This is a genomic window from Vibrio sp. St2 (assembly GCF_947311885.1).
In the GTDB taxonomy this organism is placed as follows: domain Bacteria; phylum Pseudomonadota; class Gammaproteobacteria; order Enterobacterales; family Vibrionaceae; genus Vibrio; species Vibrio coralliilyticus.
The window spans coordinates 504,103-528,994 of sequence record NZ_CAMZNA010000002.1; the positions used below are offsets into that span (position 1 = coordinate 504,103).

The 24,892-nt window shown below is 44.9% G+C and carries 26 protein-coding genes; 12 read left to right on the forward strand and 14 right to left on the reverse strand.

The features are described 5' to 3' along the window. Positions 1-8: 8 nt before the first annotated feature. The 4 genes from QMA41_RS08745 to QMA41_RS08760 form a co-directional block, all read right to left on the reverse strand. Entirely contained in the window at positions 9-2,003 is a 1,995-nt protein-coding gene (locus QMA41_RS08745) for a cache domain-containing protein (RefSeq protein WP_281629401.1), read from the reverse strand. A 146-nt stretch (positions 2,004-2,149) separates the two neighbouring features. Continuing rightward, on the reverse strand, positions 2,150-2,440 hold the full coding sequence (locus QMA41_RS08750; protein ID WP_019277988.1) for a hypothetical protein: 291 nt from the start codon (positions 2,438-2,440) through the stop codon (positions 2,150-2,152). A 77-nt stretch (positions 2,441-2,517) separates the two neighbouring features. Further along, complete coding sequence (locus tag QMA41_RS08755) at positions 2,518-3,558, reverse strand: hypothetical protein (RefSeq protein WP_281629402.1); 1,041 nt, start codon at positions 3,556-3,558, stop codon at positions 2,518-2,520. Between the two features lie 52 nt (positions 3,559-3,610). Next, on the reverse strand, positions 3,611-4,660 hold the full coding sequence (locus tag QMA41_RS08760) for a hypothetical protein (protein ID WP_281629403.1): 1,050 nt from the start codon (positions 4,658-4,660) through the stop codon (positions 3,611-3,613). A gap of 407 nt (positions 4,661-5,067) precedes the next feature. Between QMA41_RS08760 and QMA41_RS08765 the strand changes: the two genes are divergently transcribed. The 4 genes from QMA41_RS08765 to QMA41_RS08780 all read left to right on the forward strand — a co-directional run bounded on the left by QMA41_RS08765 (position 5,068) and on the right by QMA41_RS08780 (position 9,784). Next, positions 5,068-5,889: an AraC family transcriptional regulator gene (locus tag QMA41_RS08765; RefSeq protein WP_281629404.1), complete on the forward strand. Its 822-nt coding sequence runs from the start codon at positions 5,068-5,070 to the stop codon at positions 5,887-5,889. Positions 5,890-5,960: 71 nt separating this feature from the next. After that, complete coding sequence (locus QMA41_RS08770) at positions 5,961-6,554, forward strand: GNAT family protein (protein WP_281629405.1); 594 nt, start codon at positions 5,961-5,963, stop codon at positions 6,552-6,554. Between the two features lie 331 nt (positions 6,555-6,885). After that, complete coding sequence (locus QMA41_RS08775; protein WP_281629406.1) at positions 6,886-8,634, forward strand: ABC-F family ATP-binding cassette domain-containing protein; 1,749 nt, start codon at positions 6,886-6,888, stop codon at positions 8,632-8,634. Positions 8,635-8,776: 142 nt separating this feature from the next. Next, positions 8,777-9,784, forward strand: coding sequence for a Gfo/Idh/MocA family oxidoreductase (locus tag QMA41_RS08780; protein ID WP_171351816.1), 1,008 nt, complete (start codon positions 8,777-8,779; stop codon positions 9,782-9,784). A gap of 38 nt (positions 9,785-9,822) precedes the next feature. On the opposite strand, the gene QMA41_RS08785 is transcribed toward QMA41_RS08780, so the two are convergent. Then, complete coding sequence (locus tag QMA41_RS08785; RefSeq protein ID WP_281629407.1) at positions 9,823-10,431, reverse strand: LysE family translocator; 609 nt, start codon at positions 10,429-10,431, stop codon at positions 9,823-9,825. A gap of 161 nt (positions 10,432-10,592) precedes the next feature. Here QMA41_RS08785 and QMA41_RS08790 point away from each other — a divergent pair, with 161 nt between their 5' ends. Continuing rightward, entirely contained in the window at positions 10,593-11,150 is a 558-nt protein-coding gene (locus tag QMA41_RS08790; RefSeq protein ID WP_281629408.1) for an XRE family transcriptional regulator, read from the forward strand. 54 nt (positions 11,151-11,204) lie between these two features. Here the strand turns inward: QMA41_RS08790 and QMA41_RS08795 are convergent, their stop codons facing one another. After that, positions 11,205-11,798 carry a cysteine dioxygenase family protein gene (locus tag QMA41_RS08795; RefSeq protein WP_019275920.1) on the reverse strand — a complete coding sequence of 198 codons (594 nt, stop codon included), beginning with the start codon at positions 11,796-11,798 and terminating at the stop codon, positions 11,205-11,207. Positions 11,799-12,066: 268 nt separating this feature from the next. Here QMA41_RS08795 and QMA41_RS08800 point away from each other — a divergent pair, with 268 nt between their 5' ends. Beyond that, positions 12,067-12,780, forward strand: coding sequence for an SDR family NAD(P)-dependent oxidoreductase (locus QMA41_RS08800; RefSeq protein WP_171339584.1), 714 nt, complete (start codon positions 12,067-12,069; stop codon positions 12,778-12,780). 63 nt (positions 12,781-12,843) lie between these two features. Here QMA41_RS08800 and QMA41_RS08805 read toward each other — a convergent pair whose 3' ends face one another. Then, positions 12,844-14,553 (reverse strand): S8 family peptidase, encoded by a 1,710-nt coding sequence (locus QMA41_RS08805; RefSeq protein ID WP_281629409.1) that lies wholly within the window; start codon positions 14,551-14,553, stop codon positions 12,844-12,846. Between the two features lie 461 nt (positions 14,554-15,014). On the opposite strand from QMA41_RS08805, the gene QMA41_RS08810 reads away from it, so the two are divergent. From QMA41_RS08810 to QMA41_RS08820, 3 genes are read left to right on the forward strand one after another with little or no spacing between them, the layout of a single operon-like run. Then, positions 15,015-15,578, forward strand: a complete 564-nt coding sequence (locus QMA41_RS08810) for a hypothetical protein (protein ID WP_281629410.1) — start codon at positions 15,015-15,017, stop codon at positions 15,576-15,578. A gap of 33 nt (positions 15,579-15,611) precedes the next feature. Then, positions 15,612-16,133 (forward strand): AAA family ATPase, encoded by a 522-nt coding sequence (locus QMA41_RS08815; RefSeq protein ID WP_281629411.1) that lies wholly within the window; start codon positions 15,612-15,614, stop codon positions 16,131-16,133. A 55-nt stretch (positions 16,134-16,188) separates the two neighbouring features. Continuing rightward, positions 16,189-16,665, forward strand: a complete 477-nt coding sequence (locus QMA41_RS08820; protein ID WP_019275915.1) for a PaaI family thioesterase — start codon at positions 16,189-16,191, stop codon at positions 16,663-16,665. A 75-nt stretch (positions 16,666-16,740) separates the two neighbouring features. Here QMA41_RS08820 and ompW read toward each other — a convergent pair whose 3' ends face one another. The 4 genes from ompW to QMA41_RS08840 form a co-directional block, all read right to left on the reverse strand. Further along, positions 16,741-17,385: an outer membrane protein OmpW gene (gene ompW, locus QMA41_RS08825; protein ID WP_171351809.1), complete on the reverse strand. Its 645-nt coding sequence runs from the start codon at positions 17,383-17,385 to the stop codon at positions 16,741-16,743. Between the two features lie 259 nt (positions 17,386-17,644). Continuing rightward, positions 17,645-18,898, reverse strand: coding sequence for a peptidoglycan DD-metalloendopeptidase family protein (locus QMA41_RS08830; RefSeq protein WP_281629412.1), 1,254 nt, complete (start codon positions 18,896-18,898; stop codon positions 17,645-17,647). A 217-nt stretch (positions 18,899-19,115) separates the two neighbouring features. Continuing rightward, positions 19,116-19,415, reverse strand: coding sequence for an isoamylase early set domain-containing protein (locus QMA41_RS08835; protein ID WP_006961487.1), 300 nt, complete (start codon positions 19,413-19,415; stop codon positions 19,116-19,118). A 100-nt stretch (positions 19,416-19,515) separates the two neighbouring features. Next, on the reverse strand, positions 19,516-20,133 hold the full coding sequence (locus QMA41_RS08840) for a hypothetical protein (RefSeq protein WP_277685193.1): 618 nt from the start codon (positions 20,131-20,133) through the stop codon (positions 19,516-19,518). A gap of 69 nt (positions 20,134-20,202) precedes the next feature. On the opposite strand from QMA41_RS08840, the gene QMA41_RS08845 reads away from it, so the two are divergent. Genes QMA41_RS08845 through QMA41_RS08855 form a run of 3 tightly spaced genes read left to right on the forward strand, consistent with a single transcriptional unit; the run spans position 20,203 to position 21,836 of the window. Then, the gene (locus QMA41_RS08845) at positions 20,203-20,610 is read left to right on the forward strand and encodes a GFA family protein (RefSeq protein ID WP_019274342.1); all 408 of its coding nucleotides are present in this window, start codon (positions 20,203-20,205) and stop codon (positions 20,608-20,610) included. Between the two features lie 12 nt (positions 20,611-20,622). After that, positions 20,623-20,994, forward strand: coding sequence for a hypothetical protein (locus QMA41_RS08850; protein ID WP_227495732.1), 372 nt, complete (start codon positions 20,623-20,625; stop codon positions 20,992-20,994). A 53-nt stretch (positions 20,995-21,047) separates the two neighbouring features. Further along, complete coding sequence (locus QMA41_RS08855) at positions 21,048-21,836, forward strand: carbon-nitrogen hydrolase family protein (protein ID WP_171347134.1); 789 nt, start codon at positions 21,048-21,050, stop codon at positions 21,834-21,836. Between the two features lie 51 nt (positions 21,837-21,887). Here the strand turns inward: QMA41_RS08855 and QMA41_RS08860 are convergent, their stop codons facing one another. Genes QMA41_RS08860 through QMA41_RS08870 form a run of 3 tightly spaced genes read right to left on the reverse strand, consistent with a single transcriptional unit; the run spans position 21,888 to position 24,840 of the window. Then, a complete protein-coding gene (locus QMA41_RS08860; protein WP_099607932.1) occupies positions 21,888-23,141 on the reverse strand; it encodes an FAD-dependent oxidoreductase in 1,254 nt (417 codons plus the stop codon). Beyond that, positions 23,141-24,523 carry an FAD/NAD(P)-binding oxidoreductase gene (locus QMA41_RS08865; RefSeq protein ID WP_281629413.1) on the reverse strand — a complete coding sequence of 461 codons (1,383 nt, stop codon included), beginning with the start codon at positions 24,521-24,523 and terminating at the stop codon, positions 23,141-23,143. Before QMA41_RS08865 ends, QMA41_RS08860 begins: the two co-directional genes overlap by 1 nt. Next, positions 24,520-24,840, reverse strand: coding sequence for a (2Fe-2S)-binding protein (locus QMA41_RS08870; RefSeq protein WP_021455536.1), 321 nt, complete (start codon positions 24,838-24,840; stop codon positions 24,520-24,522). Before QMA41_RS08870 ends, QMA41_RS08865 begins: the two co-directional genes overlap by 4 nt. Positions 24,841-24,892 lie beyond the last annotated feature (52 nt).

Below are 24,892 nucleotides of genomic sequence, written 5' to 3' on the forward strand. Positions count from 1 at the left end.
CGGATAATCTAGGGCAAGCGTTTTGGCAATCGGATCGTAAAACTCACACCTTGGTTAGAAGTAAATTCCAACGTTCCTTTGAGCTTCTGAGTCACCAGATTAAACACCAAATTCAAGCCAATGCCCGTCCCGCCGCGTGCTCTTCGACTGGTATAGAAAGGCTCAAATATCTTTTTGTGTAGCTCCTGTTTCACACCGCAACCATTATCGTCAAACTGAAACACCACCATGTCGCCTTCAAGCCGCACATCTATGTCAATCCGAGGATTAGGCTGCTGTTCAAACGCATGGTGGATACTATTGAGAATCAGATGAGAAAATACTTGTGTCAACGCACCAGATAAACTGAACATCGTAAGACCTGGTTCAACAATCAGTCTTGGCTCGACCCCAGCTTTATGAGTCTCTGGATGTAGGCTTGCGAGAAGCGCTTGAAGCACTTCATCAACCTCGAAGTCCGTGCGATCTTCAGAAACCTGATTCACTGCCGTTTGCTTAAAGCTCTGCACCAGTTTAGAAGCCCGATTCAAGTTATCCATAAGTAATTCGATGGCCTGTGCCTGCTGCGTCACATAATTATCAAACTGTTCGCTGGTCAGAGACTGAGCTTCGAAGGCAGCCTTGAGCTTGGTATTTGATTCATGGATTAGCGACGATGACGTGATCGCAATACCTAATGGTGTATTGACCTCATGAGCAATCCCCGCGACTAACCCACCCAACGCTGATAGCTTTTCTGATTCGATTAACTGCTCTTGCGTTCTCTTCAATTGCTCCATGCTTTGCTCTAAAGCCAGAGTTCGTTCTGCGACTTTCTCTTCTAGTGTCTCATTGAGATTTTCTAGCTTACTCTGAGCATTGACCCTCTCTTGAATCTCCTGATAAAGCTCTTGGTTTGATTTTTCCAGCTCCGAGAGAAAGTGATTAAAGTAATTTGCCAACTGAGCTAACTCATCATTCGAGCCCGAATTATCTTCCACTCGCACGCTATAGTTACCATCAGAGGCCTTACCTATCCACTGCATGACATTTTTCAACGGCAATACGATAGAACGACTGAGAAGTAAGTTAGACGGTACGATGAGCAAAATGGAGACTAACAGCACAATGGCATGAATAACCTTAAGGTCGAACAGCGGCTGGTTAAGTTCTTGAACATAAGTAGAGGAGACGATGTACCATTTGTACTCGGGTAAATATCGAAAAACTGCGATTTTCTCACGATGTTCCGGCTCTTGTGGGTTCTTCCACGTATATTTGATCGTGCCGTTTTTTTCTTTAAGCATTTGTTGAACGAACAGCTGACCTCTTGAGTCTCGCACGTTATAGAAGTTGCCATCGTAATAGGGGTGAACAATGGCGTCTCCTTGATCGTTGAGCACGTAAGAATACCCAGTTTCATCAAAGTGAAGCTTGGATATTGACTCACTGAAATCCTCGATATCCACCAAACTGGCAAACTCTTCACGATAAGAAGATGAAGTGATGATCCAATCCCACGGCTCAAAATACACCATGTACAGCGCCTTTGGTCGCTCAACGAGCTCATCAGGGTTTTTCCACTGATATTCAAGATAACCTTGTCTGGCCGCTACTTGCTTCTGAATAAATTCGTACTTCATCAAGCTCACGTCAAGCAATGGCTGCTTTGGATGGACTCGGATGATCCCTTCGGAGTCGACAACATAAGGGTACCCTGTAACACCGATTTGTTGATTTAGTAGGAAATTAGCGGCGCGTTGCTTAGCTTGTTGCTCAGACAGATTGCCTGACTGATATTGACGATACTGCTGCTCTACATATTGCAGATTGAACTCTGAGATACCTCGCAAGTAATTCCTGATCGTAATATCGACCGTAGTCGCAATATTATTGGTGATAGACTCAGTTGCCGTTGTGAGCTCTTTCTCTACGCCTTTTTCTACAAGATCTCGCATCAAGACGTAATTCGAGAGATTGGCGATGTTAAGGACAAGCAAAAACAGTAGCAGATAACCGAACATGAGTCGGTTTCTAATAGAAAGTTTACGAAAAAAGGTCTGAAGCAGCTGCATAACCATCCGCTATTGGCATATCGGTTAATAAAGCATAGACCTGATTCTAATGAGCTGTGTACACAAGTCAGCGGTAAAGCGCCAAAGAGTCTAGGTTAACGATGTTCACCAGCGAAGATGCCAAAAGTCAGAACATTGAGCGTATCGGTCACACTTTCCAGTGAACTTAGAATTTGCCGAGTCGGCTCATTATCAAGCAGAGCTTGTCCATCAATACCCTTGCCTTTTGACTCAGATTTGTCTGCGGTCGTTACTTCTTTGATATCCGTTGTTTCTTCAACGATATGTTCTTCTGTCACTTTATCTGAAGAGATATCCTCAGTACTTGCACAGGCTGTAGCGGTACAACAGAAACTAAACAAAAGAAAGAACTTAGTACGAAACATAGCGGCTCTATAGCAATAAAACATCGTTCAATTGTATTGCAACAATTGCTTTCTATCCAGTGTATTAACCAAATACCTCACAGCAGTTGCTGCAGAAAAGCCAGTTGCTGCTTTTCCTGCTCTGTCATTTGGTACTCTTCATCCGTCAGCGTACCGGAATCAAATCGACCAACAGGGTAACTCTCAGCATCGCTCTGTCCATAACCTGCTTTCTCTCCAGGATGACCAGACATACGTTCAATCACCACATCGCGTAACTCTAGATCAATAGCTCCCTCTGGCAAGACTCGTTTAAACGCTTTTAAATCCACTGTTTGCTCACCTTCTGACAATCGTTGCTTCTCAACTAAAGATGCAATGGCTTTACCGCCTTGCTGATAGAGGTTCGCACGGAGTCTGAATATGCCTTCTTTATCGATTTGTAACGTGACCGGAATCTTCATATCAGGCCCCTGCGCATATCCCTCTGACACCGACACCACACTTGCTACTGAATGATACAAACGCACATCGGCACTCACAATATCTTCTCCTCGCTCAAAGTCGACACGTGCGATTAATCTCAGTTCTTCTGGCCAATCTTTACCCGGCATGATTTGCCACTGCATTTCATCCGCAGGCAATGTCGTTAGGGTTTGCTGCGTGACAACAGAAACGACATCCAATGAAGCACCAAGAACGGTTTGCTGCGTTTTGAGCTCAACCAGTATCGGTTCAGGGTAGAAGTGCCGGAACTTTTTAACGCCCAACGAAGCCGTTGATTTACCATCCAGTATCGGAGTTTCAACCACTTCAAATGCATTCCAGTTCAAGTAGGGACTGCTCTCATTAACTATCGGTTGAGAGTATGATGGGTATTGAAGAATTTGTTGATGTCTGATGGCCACCTGCTTTAACTTCAGTGCCACAGCCTTCGTCTCGATGGGGGTTCCCCCGCCTATCGAGGCCTGCTTTGAAACAATAAAGCGATTGTCCGCTTCAGGAAGGGGAGCTGCATCATGACCCACTTTTCCCCTAGGCTTGGCGTATTCGGATGTCTCAACGGGGTTTGGCCAGAAAATGAAGCCTGCTGCTGTCAACGCAGTGATGAAGCTGAATACCCATAACTTAGTCTTCATAAGGTTCTCCAGAAAATCAGGACTGAGACATCTTACCCAGCCCTGCATACGATCAGTTTAGGCCAACCGCAATTTCAGACATGGTGTCTTTGTTGGACCCTTGTACGTACAGGTATTTGGTTCCCCACCAGCCGTTTTCCTTGTAAGTTGTAACCCCGACAGATTGGCCATTGGCTAGCGTCACATCCGTCACACTGGAGGTGACTTCCCCTTTGTGTTTAGGGCCTACAACATCACTGTGGCTGTAGTCGTCTCCCATGATCAAGGGATAGTGCTCAGGCATAAAGTTAGAAACACCTTTGTTTTGAGAAGCTATCTTACCGTTCATCGCTAAACTTGTTGAACAGCTGTCGTAACTTCCTGACTCTGCTGCGCCACAAGCGGAATGTGCAGCTACAACACCATCATCATTGCCGGGAAGAAAAACCGACGTCGTTTTGAAATAGTCAGTCCCGTTCCCAATAAACCGAATTCGTGGGATGCGGTGCTCTGACAGACGTGCTATCTGGCGCGCATTGGAGACTTTTAGATCATTGAGTACACCTGAGTTTTCCTGATTAGGCATTTCCCCCAGCCACAGTGAAATAGCGTAGCGCATCGCACTGTTTGCCCAGCCTCCCCCTTCGATGATGTTGACCACAATATCCCCAAGCTCAGAGCCACCACCAGCACCAGCAAAATCGTAAGTAGCGACAACATTGAGAGGCTCTAATCCAGCGTTAGTCAGCCAGTTTTCCTGATTATCTAGCAGGTATCGTGCAACAAGATCGCCAGCGGAGTGCGTCACAAAAATACACCCTGACTGGCAGGTTCTATTGCGGGACAGCTCTTGGAGTTTAGGCCAAGCGTATTCGCTGGAGATTTTGCCTTCAACACGTTCATAAGCAGGCCAGTCAATCCGAGCGTCAGCGTATTGGAGCCAGTACTCTTTCCAGTAGTCTTCACCTTCCAGCTCAACCTGAGCAGCATTAGGTTTGGACTGTAATTGATCCGATTGAAAGCCGTGAATCAGCACGACCTTGTAGTTTCCTATGGCAGCATGTGTGAAACTAGAAAACGCAATTGCCACTGCAATGGAGGCAATCTTTGTCATTATTTTCATGATGTTATTAACCTTTTCGTCCTGAAATTAGCGTTATTTGCTTTGTCATCAGCGAGCAAAATTCCAAACATCGAAACCACTTTTGCTCGTTAAATAGGATTAGTCTTCGGCTCTCTTTTATTCAACTCATCCGATGAGAGCCTTTGCACTAGGTTAAAAAAACAACACATAAATGTTAACAATTTGAGATCTAAGACAGATTTACAATAACTATTGATATGAATTTTATTGCTTATCGTTTAAGTGTCACTAAAACGACATGTTTTACTGATATGAGGATCAACCCACGAAATGCTTAACTATCCGGAATGATTGACTTTTTATACCACACTGATAAGTAAGAGCACTTTGCTAGGTTGCCGTGTTATCACGTAGACTGTTTAGTAAACCCCTGAATTAAATATGCCATGATTACTTGGAAACAACCGCTGCAAGATTTCGAATGGTTAATACATCAAGTCTGGTATCTGGAGCTAGAGGCAGACGATGTCATCACGCAACAACCAAGGCTCATTCCCAATCCAAGGGCTCATTTACTCTTTACGCCGGACGAACAAAAGTACAGTTACGACAGCGGCATAACTAAATTTGAAGGTAAAGGGAGTCACCTGCTTTCGGTGAGCGATCAGTTACTGTCATTAGACGACTCTGCTCCACTAAAACGTATCGGTGTCACTTTCAGGCCCGAGGGGCTGTACCTACTCAATTCTTCTGTCGGTCATCATCTTAACCAATGCAGCTGGCCTACTTGGTTGGATACGTTTTTCGGGCCCGCACTCCACAACCAGCTATGGCAATCGAATGACAAATCACACCTGCTTGATGTGTTTCATCATCATTTCCATCAGCTCAACCTAAACCGCAAAAAAGACCGCGCTTTCTCTATTACACAGCAAGCGACCAAAATGATAGAAAATCGCCTATCCGACTGGAGTATCGAGCAGATTGCCGACCAATGTACATGTTCTAGAAGAACCTTAGAAAGGCACTTCAAACAAGTTACAGGGCTCAGCGTTAAGCAATATCTCATGATAATGAAACTGGAAGAAATAGTGTTGTCTATCTTTGAGCAAGATGCCGATCCCGACTGGGCTGAATTTGCACAAGCATTTGGTTTTAGTGATCAGTCCCATTTAATCCGCCAACTCAAACATCAGCTAAATCGCACACCGGCCAAATACCTCAAAGACCGAGACCTCACCATCGACATCTACGGGGACTTCGAATAACACTTGTCGCAAATATCCAATTTTCGGCGCAGATGTTGATCTACCATGCTGAGCAAATTGAGAGGTACACAATGACATACAAAAAACTAAAACGTGGTGAATCAATCTCCTTTGGCGACTCACTAAACATCAAACTGATTCAACGCGAAGATTTAAACGACATCATCCCAATGCTTAACGACCAAGAGGTCAACGCCTACTTGTTCTTTGCTCCCGCAGAGGAAAGCATGTTTCACGCGTTTTTTACCCCAATCATTGAAAACACTGAACACGCAATAAACAAAAGTAATTGGCCAGACAGCCCAACATTTGTCATTCGGGACAAACAAGGCCACTACATGGGTATGTGCGGATTATCTAAGGTGATGTTTCTCGAAGGTAACTACGAAGTCGGGTATCAACTTCCCGTCCACGCATGGGGCAAAGGGATCGCTACTCGTGCCTGTCGCTTGCTCACCGATATTGCATTTACCGAGTTAGGTAGCCACAAAGTCAGTGCCGACTGCTATGGCGCTAACACAGGTTCGTACAAAACGATGGAGAAATGCGGTTTTACCTTTGAAGGTCGCCAAATTGACTACTACAAGGTTGGATCTGGATTCGACGATAAAGTGTATTACGGTATAACGGCTAAGCAGTACTTCCAAAAATCACCCAATCAATAAGCTTTCCTCTGATGGGCCATAAAATATTGCCAGACAGGCTATGTTTTCGAGAGATTACACTAGACCACAAAGGAGAAGCTCTCCTACAATCTCGACATTGGGCCCATCAAACTAATATAAGGAGGAACCCCATGACTAAGTGTGAATTACATTTCGCGCGCTTCTTCAGCAATCACGCAAGCTCAAGTTTTATTGGTATCGTGCTGCGATAACCTTTGCTTGAGCGAAGATTAATACATACAGACTAGAGTCTCTTCTCTCTGGCTTACCGGGTTATCGTCAGCAATGTTTGACGAAAGGCATCTTCATGCCTGTAATTCTTGAGTAAGTTATGAGCACTTTACTATCTGCACAATCTATTTCTTATCAAACGACTTCAGCTCCTTTGCTTGAAGACATCTCATTCACCCTAAAAAAAGGCGATCGAATCGGCTTAGTCGGTCACAACGGTTGCGGTAAAAGTACCCTTCTAAATCTACTTCATGGCGGGATTCAGGCAAATTCCGGAACCATTACAACAGCCAGTCATTGCCAGTTAGAATGCGTGGAGCAGCATCTTCCACAATCTCTGAAGCACCGGTCGATGATTGATGCGGTACTTGATCGTTTGCCTGACAATGAGCGACTCAGCTTGCGCTGGCGTGCTGAACTCATCCTTTCCGACATGGGATTCGATTCATCACATTGGGCATTAATTACTTCTAGCTTAAGTGGAGGCCAACATACCCGTTTGCTGTTAGCCAGAGCATTGATCGTGGAACCTGACCTACTCTTGCTGGATGAACCCAGTAACCACCTCGATCTGACGACATTGCTGTGGTTAGAGCAATTCTTGTTAGGTTGGAACGGCAGCTTTGTGCTTGTATCACATGACCGAAGATTGCTAGACAACACCACCAATTGCACCTGGATACTGCGTGACAATAGCCTGCACTTCTTTCAACTGCCCTGCTCCGAAGCTTTGGAAATGCTTGAAGCACGTGATGAAGCTGACATGCATCGTCATCAAGCGGAGCAAAAAGAAATTGACCGTATTGAGAAGAGCGCGAAACGCCTCGCTGTTTGGGGGCATGTTTACGACAATGAAGACTTGTCGCGAAAAGCCAAGAACATGGAAAAGCGAGTCGAGAAGCTCAAAGACGATCAGACGACACTCACGTCTGGGGCACCCTGGAAGTTGAAGTTAAAAGGCGAACGCTTAAAAGCGGACCGCTTACTGCAAATATCCGATCTAGATGTCTCTCCATCGTCCGAAGCTCCATGCTTATTCAATATCGTGGCTAACCAATTGAAAAGTGGCGATCGAGTGGCCATTGTTGGCAAAAATGGAGGGGGTAAATCAACCTTGTTGAAAACGCTATGGCAAAGCTACCAGCAGGAAGACGCGGTGAAACAAGGTATTGTTTTCCATCCTAGGGCGAACGTTGGTTTTTACGATCAGAGCCTTAAGCAACTGGACGATAACAAAACCTTATTGGACGCTCTGGCGAGCTTCACTTCTGTACCAGAAGAAAAGCGTAAGATGGCGTTGATCAGCGCTGGATTCCCGTACCTTAGACACAATCAGAAAGTTCATCAACTGAGTGGTGGTGAACGCTCACGCTTGTTGCTTATCGGGTTAACTCTAGCGAACTACCACCTTCTCCTGCTCGATGAGCCAACCAATCACTTGGATCTCAAAGGCAAAGAAGAACTGGCAGAAACGCTAACTAATTTTGCAGGCGGACTATTACTCGTCACGCATGACAGAGAGTTAATTGAAGCAAGCTGCAATCGCTTTTGGTATATCAAGGGTAACTCTCTGGAGGAGTGGTTAGACCCACAACAGCTGTATCAAGCAATGAGCTCAGAGTCATCTCTTACCTCAGACGAAACAATAACCGAGGAAGCGGGAGTAGCGTCTCATTTACCTCTAGCGGACGGGCTTGATGATGAAGAGCAATTGATTGAAAAGCTCTATCACCTCGAAGCGAAACTGGAGGAAGATGTATCTAGAAAAACCAAACATCAAAAGCCAAAGCTTCAGGCTCTGTGGCGCAATGAGATTGCTCTCATCAATCAACAACTCGGTATTGAGTGATACACCGTTTGGTGAATTACAACCTAATGCAAGGCCGCCGACACCGGCGGCTTTCTCATTCAGTTCAACCACTTCTATTTGACGTAAACCCGTGCTCATCGCTAGTATCAGCCTCACAAATACTAGAATGATAAAAATTAATATGACAGAACAAAAAGTACGTTGGGGCATTGCCGGACTGGGTAAAATTGCACATCGATTTGCCGCCGATCTCACTCAGCATGTCGACAACGCTTGTCTATATGCCGTCGCAGCCAGAGATGAACAACGCGCTGATGCTTTTGCCCAGCAATATCAGGCTGAGCACGCTTATTCTTCTTATCAAGCCATGGCAGAAGACCCAAATGTTGATGCCGTATACATTGCGACTATCCATCCGTTTCACAAAAGCATGGTTGAACTGTTCTTGAACCACGGCAAGCATGTTCTGGTTGAAAAGCCAGCTTTCACTAACACCCAAGACTGGGACGACATGAAGGCACTGGCAGATAAACAAGGCCTAGTGCTCATGGAAGCAATGAAGTCAGTGACTTTCCCAGCTTACCGAGCGCTACGGGATTTCATTCAAAAAAACAGTATTGAGATAGAATCAATCGAAGCAGCGTTCGGCAACTGGCATGAATTTGATGTTCAACAGCAGATTTTCAACCCTAATTTATGCGGCGGTGCGACTTTAGATGTCGGCGTTTATGCGCTCTGGCTATACGCGGATCTTTGCCAGCTCAAGCAAAGTGAGATCCAACCGCCATCGGTGTCCTATCAGAAGCACAACAATGAATCCAAGGTCGATGAAACTGTAGAGTTTACGTTTACTCACGGTATCAAGGGGAAGATTGGCGCTTCAATCAGCCAAGACCTAAAACGTGTCGCGACAATACGTGGGCCCGAGGTCGAAATTGTTATCCAAGATAAGTGGTGGAATCCAACCGTCATTGATGTCACTTACAAAGGTGAACATACCCAGATCTCACACTTACCTGCAGGCGGTGGATTTGAGTTTGAAGCTTCTCATTTATCCCAGCTGATCATTGATGGTAAATCGAGCTCGGACTTCGTTCCTCATGAAACCAGTCGCCAGGTGATTGCTCTCATGGAGCGAAGCCTAAAAGACAACGGATTCTCGCACTTGCTTCACGCCTCTCATCAATAGTCGTCATAGCGCCGAGCTTTTCGCTTGGCGCTTTTCATTCAGAATTGCCCAATAATCTCTCCAACCACAGGTATGACGGATACGACGAGTAGCAACGCCATCAGCTTATTGAAGGCTTTCAAATAGGCTGGTTTGTCTAAGTATCGGCGTAACGAAGAGCCAAACACCAACCACACGCCAACACAAGGGAACGAGGCAATAAAAAACATCGAAGCTATGGTCAGGTTTTGAGTCATATACCCTTCACCTATTGTCGTAAATGCAGATATCGCTCCAATTGCCACCACCCAAGCTTTGGCATTGACCCACTGAAACAAAGCTCCGTTTAGAAAACCAAGCGGTCGACTTCGACCTTTCTCAGCACTCACACTGTCAGCCATGGCGATCTGCAATGCGAGATATAAAAGATAAAGCGTTCCCATGACTTTGACCGCCAAAGAAAGCTGAGGGAACAAAGAAAACAGTTCGCCAAAGCCCAGCCCTACCAATAGCAACATCAAAGTAAATCCGACACAAATACCAGTTAACAGCGGCAGGCTGCGTTTTACTCCAAAATTCAGTCCAGATGTCATCACCATGATGTTATTTGGCCCCGGGGTCACTGAAGATGAAACGGCAAACAAAGCGACGGAGAGTATATATTCCATAATAAAAGCCTCGACGTTTATTGGTTACCACCACCGAATGCAACCGAAAGCAAACATTATAATGAACGAATGAATTTTATAATGAACACCAGAAAAACGTTTGTCAAATCATGCCATCGTTTTTTATAATGAACGGAAACACACTGACCAGAGAGAGCGTTGTGGATCAAAATAAACCGCCAATCGAACAAATCGCTGCCATTCTTAATGCCGAAAGATTGAATGCTGGCTTAAGTATCGCCGAGGTCGCAAGGCGCGCTAACATCGCAAAATCGACGCTCTCGCAACTCGAAAATGGCATTGGAAACCCTAGTATTGAGACGCTCTGGTCCATCTGCGTTGTCCTTGATATTCCTTTTTCTCGTCTAATCGAAACACCAGCTCCAACGACCAAAGTCATTCGCTACGGTAAGGGAGTCAGCGTGTTTTCGGAGCAAAAGGATTACCAAGCCGTGTTACTCGCAGCCAGCCCAGCGAATGCATGCCGCGACATCTATTGGATTGAAGTTAAACCCGGTCAGCCATTTATCTCGGAACCTCATCACCCGGGTGTTGTAGAGCATGTGGTTATTGTCAAAGGCCGAGCGAAACTCGGGTTGCAATCGGACCCTCATGAACTAGAGGAAGGGGATTACATTTCGTACCCTGGAGACTTACCGCATATGTTTGAAGCGCTGGAAGAAGATACACGAGCAATGTTGATTTCAGAATACCGGTAGAAGTGTAAAGGCGAGCAACATTGCTCGCCTTTTGCATTAGCCGTCAGCTCGATATCAAATTTCATAGAACCAAGAGTCTTGCTGCAAATCTAGGAGCTCTGGCTCACCCCCTTCAAGTTGGTACAAATGAAACTGTTGTAACGGCGGAGAATAGACATGCAGCGTAACCAGAGGCTCATCATCAGCCTGCAAATTGGAAATTTGGTGAATATCGTTGTCTTTGCTGACAGTCACGCTACCTTGCTGGTAATGGGATGACTGAGACGCGTAAATATGGCCGTTCGCTGCCGTTTCAAATAAGGTCTCTGTCGCTTCACCATGCAGTACACGCACGCCACAGGCGGTATTTAAGTGGTCATGAATTTTGCTTCTCTGACCATTTAGCCAACTCAAGATGAGCACTTCACAGTGGTCATTTTTAAACAGTCGCTTTCGACAGTAGCTGTCTTCATCAAAGCTGGCTAATGCCTTTATTTCGGAGTCATTCAAAGCCACGTTTTCAAGTATGAATCTTATCGTTGCAAGCGACAGTGGTTTGTTAGACAACTTAATTTGCTCCATAAGCTCCTGAAAATTAAGTCGGTAGTCACTATCAAGTAACGCAGCCAGTGCTGGAGCTTGCTGCTGAGTTATCGCTGAATGTCGCAAATTGTCCTCCTCACACATCCTGTTATGTTTTGGCAAGCACGCCTAATTGCCTTTAGATGTTGCATGAGTAGACAATTAGCTGCATAAAAAGTGTCACATAGAAATGTCATTCGTAGAAGGTCATCACGATTTTACAAGTAATTAACAATTGGACGAGTTACTTTATAAAATCGAAAAAATTAAGAATCTGCTACGACCTCTGAGACATCGCTTACGCCGCACTGAGAATCGCTGTACAGTATGCACAAACAAAAACAGGACATCGTCAATGACAAAAACGGCTTTAATCACAGGTGCCAGTCGAGGGATTGGTAAAGCACTATCGCACTACTTTGCTAAACAAGGTTACAACTTGGTATTGATTGCAAAGCATGAAGCAACTCTTAACCGTGTGTTTGATGAGTTAAGTGAAGAGTTTCCTCATCTCAACATCAAAACTCACAGCCTAGATTTCGCGCAGCCTGAAGTCACTGCCAATTCTTTTAAGGAGATTTTAGAGCAGCATGAGTCCATTGATGTCTTGGTAAACAGTGCTGGTGTCCTAAAAGCAGGTCATATTGATCTGACGTTCCATCAGTTGTCTGAGTTAATGAATGTCAACCTACTTTCTACCATTGCAGTGTGTAATGCCGTGGCAGAAAAAATGAAACAACAAGGGTTCGGGGAAATCTATAATCTAGGGTCGACCGCAGGGCTATCTCCTGTACCAAAGATTGCGGCTTACTCAGCCACTAAAGCAGCAATGGTAAGCTATAGTCAGTCTCTCTATCAGGAACTACTGCCTCACAATGTTCAAGTGTGTTGCTTGTGTCCAAGCGTTGTAGATACAGATATGACCAATGATGGACGAATCAAAAACGAGCTTAAGATCGAACCTGAAGACTTAGCAAAAGCGATTGATTTTGCCCGTAGCCTCTCAACAGGCGCAGCGATGTCTATCTTACCTATTCGTTGTAAAGTCATCGACTTAGAAAATAGCTGATTCGCGATGAAGCAATAAAAAAAGGGCTACCAATGGTAGCCCTTAGCATTTTCCTTTAACTTATTAGCGACTTTCTAGCTCTTCGAAAATCGCTTCCGCATCAACAACACCACCAGAGATTGACAGTGTGCTGAACGGTACAAGTTCTTCAGGAGTAGAAGGTTTCTTAACCAATAGTTCTGGGTAAGTACGCGCTTTGCTCTTCAGCAGTTCTTTAAGCTCAACGGCAGACAGGTCTGGATAGTGCGACCATACCATTGCAGCTACACCAGAAACGACTGGCGCTGCCATACTTGTGCCGCTGTACGCGGCGTAGTTGTTGTCTGGAGTTGAAGACAGAACACGGTAACCCGGAGCAAAGACATCAACCGTCTCCTGACCAAAGTTACTGAAGCTCGCAACCAGTGAGTCATCCGCATATTTCGCTGATGCACCGATGTCCATCCATGTTGAGATTGGCTTAGACCAAGAGTGCTTAGCAAAACGGTTCGGGAAGCTTGGCTTGATGTCGTTATCGTTGCGGCTGTTACCAGCAGAATGTACAATCAGCACGCCTTTACGTGCTGCGTAACGGAATGCGTGGTCAACGATGTACTTACGTGGCGAGTAGCTCTTACCAAAGCTCATGTTGATGATCTTCGCACCGTTATCAACAGCGTAGCGTACCGCGTTAGCGATATCTTTATCCCTTTCGTCACCGTTTGGTACCATACGTACCGCCATGATTTGCGCGTAATCTGCCAGGCCATCAATACCAATACCGTTGCGGCGTTCTGCGGCAATAATTCCTGCTACGTGAGTACCATGCGCACCAACTGGACCTTTCACATCATTGTTACCGTAACCCTTTTCCCAAGGGTTGTTGATGTTATCCATCACGATGTCACGACGCGTGTCTAGCTCTAGGTTGTAGTGGTAGTCCAGAGACTCTTGGTAGCGGCTTCTGCGTGATTCTAGGTAATCAAACGAGTACCAAGATTCAAATACGCCAAGCAGACCTTTAGCGGCTGCAACCACTTCAGGGTTTGAGTGCTCAAGTAAAATTTGTAGGCCGTCGACAGTAAAGTCTTTGTGATCCGTCAACTGAGTGATTTGATCTTTGTACTGATTCGCTTGCTCAGTCGCTGCCGTCACTTGATCAAGAGAAGTCTGGTTGTATTCAACTGATTCTAGATAGTCTGCTTCTACGCCCTTGTAGTATTCACGCTTCTTACGCGGGATCCAGTGATTACCTTCTTTCAGCTTCAAATATTTTTTGTACTCACGAGTCACTTCTAGTGTGTCTTGATCCACATTGACACCAAGAGAGTTACCAAGGAAGTTCCAACCGTGAACGTCATCGATATATCCGTTACCGTCATCATCGATGCCGTTACCTGGAATTTCGTCTTCGTTAGTCCAAAGTTTGTTTTTCAGATCTTCATGGTCAACATCAACACCTGAGTCAAGAACCGCAACAATCACAGGCTGTGGCTTTAAAGGTGGCAGTAGTGATTCATAAACATAATCGGCACCCACACCCTGCAGGCTAGAGTAGTTTGCAGAAGCATTAAACCAGTCTCCACGATCATCTGACGGGTTGCTCATCATGCGTATTGAGAACAATGCGAAAGGTTTAACTGGCTTAGGCGAGTAATCTTCAACAATGTTACCTTTCACATCTTTGATGAAAGGCGAGTTTGCTGGAACTGGTTCAGCACTGACGCTGACTGAAACCGACGCTGAAGCCATCATAGCGACAACAAGCGCGGAAAGCTTATATCCGTTTATCATTCTGTTACATCCTATTTAATTATACGCTTACAAAGCGCACAAAAGATAAAATGCAACTCAATTAAGATCATTCACAAAATCAATTAAATGAGTATAAGATCTCACTAAGAGAGATATTTATCGCTCAAAATTTGAGATAAATTCTATTAATAATATCAACATTTATATAACGCATGACGTATATTAATTTAATCTTTTAATTCATAAATTTAAGATCATTAATTAAATAGATATCTATTCATAAATATCCAATAAATTATTATCAAATAACTCATTAATAATTTAAAATCTTATTTATTCCGAGATACCTCAATATTTATTAATATCATTATCCACAATAAATAATGGAACACCGATCATGAAAAATTGGAAACTTCAGAAAATACCTACGTATGGCATTGTGGTATTCATTCGATTATTAATTTATTTTAGATTCTCATCATTACTAATAGGTAAGAAACATGTCCCAGCCACTGCCACAACTCAACTTGTCTCACTTGCCGCTGCAACAAGCCCTAGTCGATTCGATCTATCACGCTTTTATCGACCACGAAGATGTTCTTGCTGCGGTATTGCTAGGCTCCTTGGCTGCGGAGACAGGTGACAGGGTTTCTGATGCCGATGTTATTGTCTTCACGACCAACGGTTTCCATCGAACATCGGAGCTGGCTTACCAAGCATTTGAAAGCAACAAAGAGATCTTTTACTGTCTCGAGGGCTTCCACAATGACCATGCTTTTTTCAAGAAATATATCTTCAACGATATGACCAGTGCAGAGATTCACTGTCTCGATCTAGAAGAACCTTTCATGCTCTCAAAACCTTATAAGGTACTATTTGATAAATCAGATATCGTCACCTCCCGCCTTACTGATGCGCCAGCACCCAAGCATAAAGACTTCCCAGCTTATACTAGCGGTGATCAAGGGCTTATTTGGGAGTTATTCGACTGCATCAAATGGCTCAGCCGTGATGACACCAACTTAGCAAAAGAATACATTAAGAAGCTGGCTAACAAGCTTTAAGTACGTCCAGTCACACACTGGTATGGAGACTCTTTGAATCGTCCAATTTTATACACCTTTTCTGGATTACCAGCCTCTGGTAAATCAACACTTGCTCAGCGCCTCGCACAACATACATCATCAATATATGTGCGTATTGATACGGTCGAACAAGGCTTGCGAGACCTATGCAGCTTTAAAGTAGAAGGGGAAGGCTACCGGCTCAGCTACAGAATCATTGAAGACAACCTTCGACTAGGTATTAGCGCGATTGCAGACTCTTGTAACCCCATAGAACTCACACGACGTGAATGGCGTGATGTCGCCACCAGTGTAGACGCCCGCTTTGTCGACATTGAAATTTGGTGCTCGGATAAAGAAGAGCATAAACATCGTGTTCAAACACGACCTAACACAGTTAAAAACCTTGTCTTGCCAAATTGGGAACAGGTTGAAAATCGCCACTATGAAGCATGGCCTGATGACGTCATCAGGATTGATACCGCTGGAAAAAGCATTGAGCAAGCCTTCACAGAATTGCTAGATAAGCTTGAAGTCTGGTCATCTCCTGCTTAACTAGACTGTGTATAACTCTTTGAAATCTAAAAATACTAACGTCTCAGGAGCCAGTATGGAGCAGAACAACGCCTTTCAGGAACAGATTCCCAATAACCATTGTTTTGGCTGTGGAGCCGAAAATGCGATGGGGCTACAAATCAAAAGCTACTGGAATGGAGACAATGAGTCTGTCTGTACTTTCACTCCTTCTGCTCATCACAGTGCCGGCCCTTTGCATTTCCTCAATGGTGGGATCATCTCAACCATCATTGATTGCCACTGTGTCTGTACCGCCATAGCGAAAGGCTATGAGATGCAAGGCAGAGAAATAGGAACAGGAGAGATGATTTGGTTTGCAACCGGAAGTTTGGATGTCAAATTCCTCAGACCGGTTCCCATAGAAGATGACGTTCAACTTATCGCTTCTATCATTGATGCGAAAGACAACAAAATAGAGCTCCAATGCGAACTGTTTTCTGGTAACACGCTTTGCTGTCAAAGCCGGGTTGTAGCCGTCAAAGTCCCCAATGAATGGTTTGAAGGCAGATAAACACAACTAAAAAAGCCAGCGACTCGCGTCACTGGCTTTGCGTAAACCATCCAACTTATTACGTCGAACCAGTCATTAGAATTTGTAACCGCCACCAATCATAAATACCCATGGGTCGATTGAAACATCAACAGATTGAGCACCTAGCGTTGCATGATCGAATGTAGCAGTTGTATCAATATCAGCATACCAAATCGACCCGTTTATAAACCAATCTTCATTTAGCATATAATCTAGGCCAACATTTGCTGCTAATCCCCAAGAGTCGTCTAGCTTTAAGTTACTCAGAGTCGCAGCCGTACCATTGCTATTAAAGCTCTCGTCAAAAAACGTTGTATAGTTAATACCAACACCTACATATGGACGAAGATCGCTGCTAGCTTCGCCAAAGTAATATTGAACCATAAAGGTTGGTGGTAAGTGCTTAGTCTCACCAATATCTTGATTTAGCAAATCCGTGGAAATTGTGTGTTTGAATGGGGTTGCAGCAAGAACTTCTAGACTGATGTTGTCAGTCAACATATAGCCAAAAGTCAGACCAATTTGTGTGTCTGAATCTACTTGCAGCTCTTTGTCTGAACCTAATATTTTATCACTGCTGTCATTTGGAGAAACCATCGCTAAACCAGCGCGGACAATAAAATCACCTTCTTGGTGAGCTAGAACATTACCGGAAACAAGGGCAGCAACGACTGCCAAACCACATACTGTTTTTTTCATTGTTGATTTCCTTACGTAGGGCTTTCTTTTAATTAATGATTGAGGGAATCTTATTTATTGTGGCGTGCAAGTTAACACACAAAGACCTTACTCTTTTGATGGAAATCAATTTGTGAATTTTATTGATTAGCGATTTACATTTGTTTCGACTTGATCACCTTTTCAATGCAAAACAATGACATTTATGTAATGCAGCCTTTGCGTGTGTCACAGACAAAAAAAGCTCCCGAAGGAGCTTTTTGTTTAGATATGTTTGCGGTTAGCCTGTGGTTTCAGGTTCACTTTGTTTGGCAAGTTGAATTTCTTGTTGTCGCAGCATCGCGTCAAGTTCATCTCGACGTACCTTAAATGCGGTCATTTCACTTTTCGGAACTGAGCTCGCCATTGGTATATTAGCCGTCATGGCATTAACAGGCCTGCCACGGTCAATCAATTCATAGTGAATATGAGGACCAGTCACACGGCCAGTCGCACCAGACAAACCAATTCTTTCACCACGTGATACTTTCTGCCCTTTTCGAACGAGGATTTTACTCAGGTGCAGATAACGCGTTTTGTAGCGGCTACCGTGCTGGATCACAACATAGTTACCCGCATATGGGTGTTTGCGGGTCATGACAACCACACCGTCACCAGTTGACACAATCGTCGTACCTGTTGGCGCAGCCCAGTCAGTACCATTGTGCGGAGCAATTCGCCCAGTGACTGGGTGTTTCCGCGTTGGGTTAAAGTTAGAACTTAGTCGGTAATCTGCGTTAAGCGGTTTACGTTGGAATGCGCGTTGCAGGCTATTACCATTCTTATCGTAGTACTGCCCATCAGAGTGAAGGTAAGCCGTCACTTCTTTGCCGCGATTATAGATTTTCACCGCTTGAAGCTCTTTGTTACCCGTTAGTTGCTCGCCAACATATTGCTTCGACAAGACCACTTCAAACACATCCCCAGCACGGAGATCGCGGGCAAAGTTAAGCTTGTCTTTGAGCAGCGATACGATCTGTTCGTTCTCACTACTTCCTAACCCCAATCGGTGCAGAGATTGAGAGAAGCTACCTGCGATTTCCCCAACTAGCGCTTGTTCTTTCCAAGTGCCAGGAATCTTCACATCCTCAAAGGTATAACTGCCATCATCGTGACGATTATAAACAGCGCGTTCTACGATGCTGAACTCAAGCTCCATTTTCGCTAAGTTCTTAGTTTCAGCATCTCGCCAAAATCTTAGAGTATTTCCAGGTTTTAAAGTATCCAGCGCAAGATAGTTAAGGTCTGTTTCCATAATCTTCATCAGCTCGCTATAACCAAAGCCTAGCTGGCTGAAAATGGAACTCAGATTATCGCCTTTCTGAATCACGTACTCATAGTTTGGCATGTCATGAATGACTTCAACATCAGTAAGCAAGTCATTCACAATGCTGGATTCAGGAAGCGAAAGATCAATAGTGCGCTGATACTGGTTGCTTTTGTTTGTTGCAGATAAAACCAATGCGGCAACAACAGGAAGGCTCAAAAGCATCATTTTTCTCGACTTGGAGAGCTCTCGAAAGCGAGATGTCAATCTTTTGGATTGCACAGTTTGACCTTATTGCTTGAATTTCAGAAAGGCCTAAGGGTACGAATTTATGCCTAGCTTGTCACCTATGGAATGTCAGGTTTGGATCAAAAAAGGCGCAAACGCGCCTTTATAAATATGACTTATGGTTGATAGTAATCACCCACTTTCACATGCATTCAGATTACTGATAAGTGGAAACTAAACCATTATCTGAGCCAAAGCCGTTTGGCTGATATTGGTCCGCATTCGGATCGTTTATCCATTTTTCATTATCAACCAAATAACGAAATTCAAATTCGCTGTCTTTCGGCAGACGCGTTTTAAACTTGTAGGATTTACTCTTAGCTACCTTCTTCATTTCGGTTGGTTGCCAATCCAGAAAATCCGCTACGATAGCCACTGACTGTCCAACTTGTTCCGCAGCAAGTTCGAACGTTACTTCTACTTCGTCTTTAGTTTTAAAGAATCGCTTATTGATCATGTTTAACTCCATTAACGACAAAAACAAATCCATCTCATAACTTGTCAGGCCAAATAATAAGCAATCCGTACTCCATGCACAATACCGTATTGAACACTGATTATTCGACACGTTCCAGGCTATCCTGCCCAGTCAACTCGAAAAGTATAGTCGTTGAAATGGTAGGCTCTTGTGACATGGGTTGATCAGCATCACGTTGTTTAATACTCACGCTAATATTGTGCTGCTGTTTTTCTAGTGCATCGACGACGATCCGGTCCCCCAGAAATTGAGCTTCTTTCGAAATCATGCGTTTTCTAAAATCATCATAGTGAAACGTGGCTAGATAGTAGAACACGCCGGAGCCCTGATTTGAGACAGTCATAATCGAGGCAAACATCGTGGGGGTAATCTGAAGCAACTTGCTTGTATCAACAGTGACGACGCCACGCTCTTCACCATCTTCATACGTGCCACTTGCCAGACCTTTCGTTGGGTTTAGCTCTTCCATAAACGTATAAGCCTGACTTTCGGGCACTTTCACCGTCCAAGGGTTTGTAGTCGAAAGACCAAAAACAGACTGCATAACCACATCACTGCTTGCAGCTTGATTAGGAAACTTTGCCATGATCTCTTCATCAGAAAGACTGAATCGGTACAGGCCAGCGATCGTGACTACTATTAATAAGAGGATTGGAATCAAAAGAATCAGAGGAATTGGTAAAAGGCGCTTTTTCATCTTGTAGTATGTCTTATCAGATACATGAACATAGTGACGTCATGTTAGCAGCAAGGACAAGGAGATAAAATGGAACACGAGCAGAAAATACGTATGGCCGATTGCAGTTGTGGACAGGTCAATCTGGTTTGTCGTGGTGAACCAGTGAGAACGTCAGTCTGTCACTGCTTTGAATGTCAAAAGAGAACCGGGAGCGTTTTCGGAGTCCAGGCTAGATTTAATCAAGAGCAAGTTTCTTTCAGCGGTGATCTTGTCGAATACACTCGTATCAGTGATTCAGGTAATGAAGTCACCTACTCTTTTTGCCCTAGGTGCAGCACGACAATGTCACTCAAACTCAGTGCCGCCCGAGATTTCATTGTCATACCTGTCGGTATTTTCCAAGAGCAGGATTTTCAGACCCCAAGTTTCTCTGTTTACGAAGAAAGGCAACACGGCTGGGTCAAATTTGACTGCCAGATGGAACATCACCATTAACAGAATGAGATATTGATTCACAAACCTTCTCTTAATTTGGGCTGTACTCTGTATTCAGCTCTCACAGTGACGGACAATGATATGAAGTTTGTTGTTTTACTTTCAGGATTGATGTTTCTTTCCACAGCACACTCCACCGAAACGGAAAAAGCGTATGAATGGGTGACAGATCTCGACTTGATGTTTCAGTTGGATGATACTCCCGATACCGTTGAAACATTCAACGATCAGGGCATGGAGTTTACTCACTACTTTTACAGTAGCCTGAACCATTCTTTTCTAGTCAACATTGAAACCGGTGAAGTGTGCCACGCCTATATCGGACCCGAAAGAAAAAGCTGTTTTCCATGCGGTGAAAATGAAGTCAGTGACGTCTGTCCGTAGCAGATAGCGATTTTCCTCAAACCTTTTCGTTCTTCAAACAAAGAGACCATTCTATGCAGATCACTCTGGTTCAGAACAAGGTGTTTTATAAAGACAAAGCACGCAATCTTGACCATATTTCCTCATTAGTCGCTAACCAAAAAGAGGTTGGTGAAATTCTGCTTCTTCCTGAGCTTTCAACGACAGGTTACATTTTTAACACCACAGAAGAAATTCATGCGCTTTGTGAGGACTTTTCTGACAGCGAAACGATAGCCACACTGCAGAATCTGGCTAAGCGGCACAATACCTTGGTTGTTGCGGGGCTGGCGGAAAAGCACGGCGATAAGTTTTATAACAGTGTGGCTGTAGTAGATGAACATGGGCTAAAAACTCGCTTTCGCAAGGTCAGCCAAACCAATATCGATAAGCGTTACTTCTCACGAGGTGACCAGCTAACCTGTTTCGAACACAAGGGAGTGAAGTTTGGTATCGCTATTTGCTTTGATCTCTGGTTTCCAGAAATCACTCGCGAATATGCCAAGCAAGGTATCGATGTACTGCTGCATCCAGCGAACTTTGGTGGCGAATACAGCTTGCATGTCGCGAGAGCAAAAGCACTCGAAAATGGTTACTACATAGTGACCTGCAATCGTGTGGGCGAAGATGTGACTGAAGAGTTGGTTGGAGAATATCGTGGCGACAGCCGGATTTGCACACCTAATGGGGAGTTGATTGCCCCTTTCCACCAAGAAGAAGCCATCTATACTCTCGACATTGAATGCCCGTTGCCGACACCACGCAAAGTACTCGGTGTGGAACTGCTTCCTGAAATGGCCTCAGTGAGTGACGTGCTGAGCTAAAAAAGAGCCAGCGTAGTCGCTGGCTCATGTCGTATTCAAAAGCAAACCTATCTATAGCGCATGATCCAGTTGGTATTTACCGATCATTTCCCCTTCGTTATTTAGGAAACGCTGGTAGGAGAAAGGTGAAATATCAACACAAGTCGGTAAACTTCTCACCAACTCATCGAGAATTCGACCCGTAATCGCTGAGGTCAGCATACCGGTACGGAAATGGCCGCATGCATTGAGGTAACCTTCTACACCCGGAACCGGACCAAGAATCGGTAACTCATCTGGTGAGCCAGGACGCAGCCCCGCCCAACAGCGCTTGATGTTCATGTCCTTGAGAGCAGGGATGGATTTCATCGCACCCTGACCTAACTGCTTGATGTACTTAATATCATTGCTGGTATCAAATCCACGTTCTTCGGTCGTAGAACCAATCAAGATCTCACCGTTGTCTTTCTGCGCAATGTAACAGTCACTGGTCGTCAAACAGCCGTTGAGTAACTTCGGTAGTTTCTCTGTGATGATCACCTGCCCTTTAACCGGGAACACTGGCAGCTTATAACCTGTTGCCCATTGGCTGATGGTTTCTGCCCAAGCACCTGCAGCATTGACCATCATTTTACACGGTAAAACACCCTGTTCTGTTTTCACTGCTGTAACGCGATTACCCTGCCTCTCAATTCCTGTCACTTTAGTATTGAGATAAAGTTCAACCCCGTTCTGGCGAGCGGCTTCCAAATACGCTTCATTGAGGCGATATGGATTAATTTGATGGTCACAATCAAACTCCATCGCACCAATGGCGTCTTTGGATACGTTAGGCTCTTCAGCATGCAATTCTTCTTGAGAAACCCAACGAACATGGTTGTGACGATTAGGCACCGCTGCTGCGATTTGTTCAGCGTACATACGGTCATATTTATCGAACATCACAAACTTCAGGCCAGTGCGTTCAAATTTGAAGTCGACACCGTGGTTTTCAACCAGCTCCTCGTATAGTGCTGGGTACATCGCATTCGACATCATCGCCATATCAAAAAATGGTTCTGGCATAATATGCGGGTTCATTTCCGGTGCTTCATTTGCTCCTGACTCCTGCATTTGCTTCGATAATGTTTTAAATAGAATGACGCCACAGCCAAGACCAGTCGATTCACCCATTGCCCATAGTCCACCGGCAGATGCACGAGACGCATTTCCCGGATATTTAAAATCAACAACAGCAATCTTGAGATCTTTCTGACGGCTCAGGAAGTACGCAATGGACGCCCCAATAACACCACCACCACAAATGACTACATCATACGCTTTCATTACTCTTCCTCCAGCGCTGCAAATGGGATTGGATCGAGTGGGAATCTAGGGCGAACTAGGCCTTGTTCCTGACTAAATCCTTCTTTCTTCAATCGGTCGTAGCAATAGTGGGCACAGGTTTTGCCTTGGCAATCACCCATTGTCACGCGGGTGCGCATTTTTAAGGTCACAATGTCTCGGCAACCTTGAGCTATCGCTTCATCTATCGCTTTTTTCTTCACCTGTTCACAGCGACAAATCACGGTATCCTCCTCTGGTAGAGAGAGCAGGCCGAGTTCGCGGAAGCCCGCATTATCAAAGGCCTGACGGAAACGATAGAGGCGTGACAACTTACGTCGCATTGCAGCAATGTACTGCTCTGCGTCTGCACTACCCAGTTTGCCAAGTTCACAAGCAATAGCTTTTGCGGCGATCTTACCTTCCAGCATGGCGGCATCGGCACCCGCAATTTTAGCGCTGTCACCTGCACAGAAAATGTTTTCCTGACTGCTTCGCTGCCATTTATCGACAGCAGGGATTGCCCCACTCATGTGGTCATAATCAATATCGAGGCCGATAAGCTGAGCGAGTTGCGAGCGAGCCGCAAAGCCATAACCCACCCCTAACGTATCCACAACATGAGTCACAGCTTGAGAGTGATCTGGGAACCAGTTGTCATCGTAAGGCGCAACGGTAACTTCATTGAGCTGGCGGACACCTTCTGCTTTCACCAATCCCCATCCATAGTGGAGCGGGATATTATGCTGCTTGAGGTACCACATCATCGATAGCCCATCCAACGCTTGTTGAGGACGATTGAGCATCGCCAGCGTTTCTTTGGCTACCGACGAAAACTTCGCCGCTTCATAAATCGCTTCAACCTGACAACCCGCTTTATGCAGTTGGCAAGCGACCAGAACTAACAGCGGGCCACTCCCTGTAATCACGACTTTGTTACCCGGTCTGACTAGCCCACTCTTGAGCTGAAGCTGTATCGCACCTAAAAGCATCACACCCGGAAGCTGCCATCCCGGAAAAGGGATGCTTCGTTCCTGACACCCCGTCGCCAATAGCAAATGGTCATACTCGATATTAGACAGTTCGTGGTCATGGGTAACCAATAGATTGTTGTCACCCAAAGGCCCTAGGACTCGTGTCTGAGTTCGCAAGTCAATGAAAGACGCATTGCTTTGATAGTCCTCTTGAAGCTTGTCCATCGCAGTGGTCAGCTTTTCGTCCAGATGGGGCATGTCCGCCGTTTTTCGCCATGGTCCTCGATAAATAACACCACCAGCTTTAGGTGCTTCATCAATCACAGTGGAATGAATACCAAAGCGTGCAAGTTCAGTTGCCGCCGACATACCTGCCGGTCCACCACCTACAATCACGACTTTCTTAGTCATATCTCACCCCCTTGCTCAAGTACCAAGTTTCGGCTGGTCTCAACCTCCATATCTGGCTTGACGATAGTCTGGCAGGCTCTCTGCTTGTGGCGACCATCAATGTGCAACAAACAACAGTGACATACCCCCATCCCGCAGTATGGGCCGGATTCAGCACCGTAATCATTTGTCATCAACTGACGAATATTTGAAGCCAACAAAGCGCTTAGCACACTTTCACCTTCAACCGCCGGAATGGGTTTCCCGTCAACATTTATGGTGAAGGGCTTATCGAGCACCTTAGTAATATCTTGGTTTCTTTTTGTAATAGAATTCATATACCTCTCCAATGCAACAAAGCGCATACGCATCATACCCATAAAAAAAGTA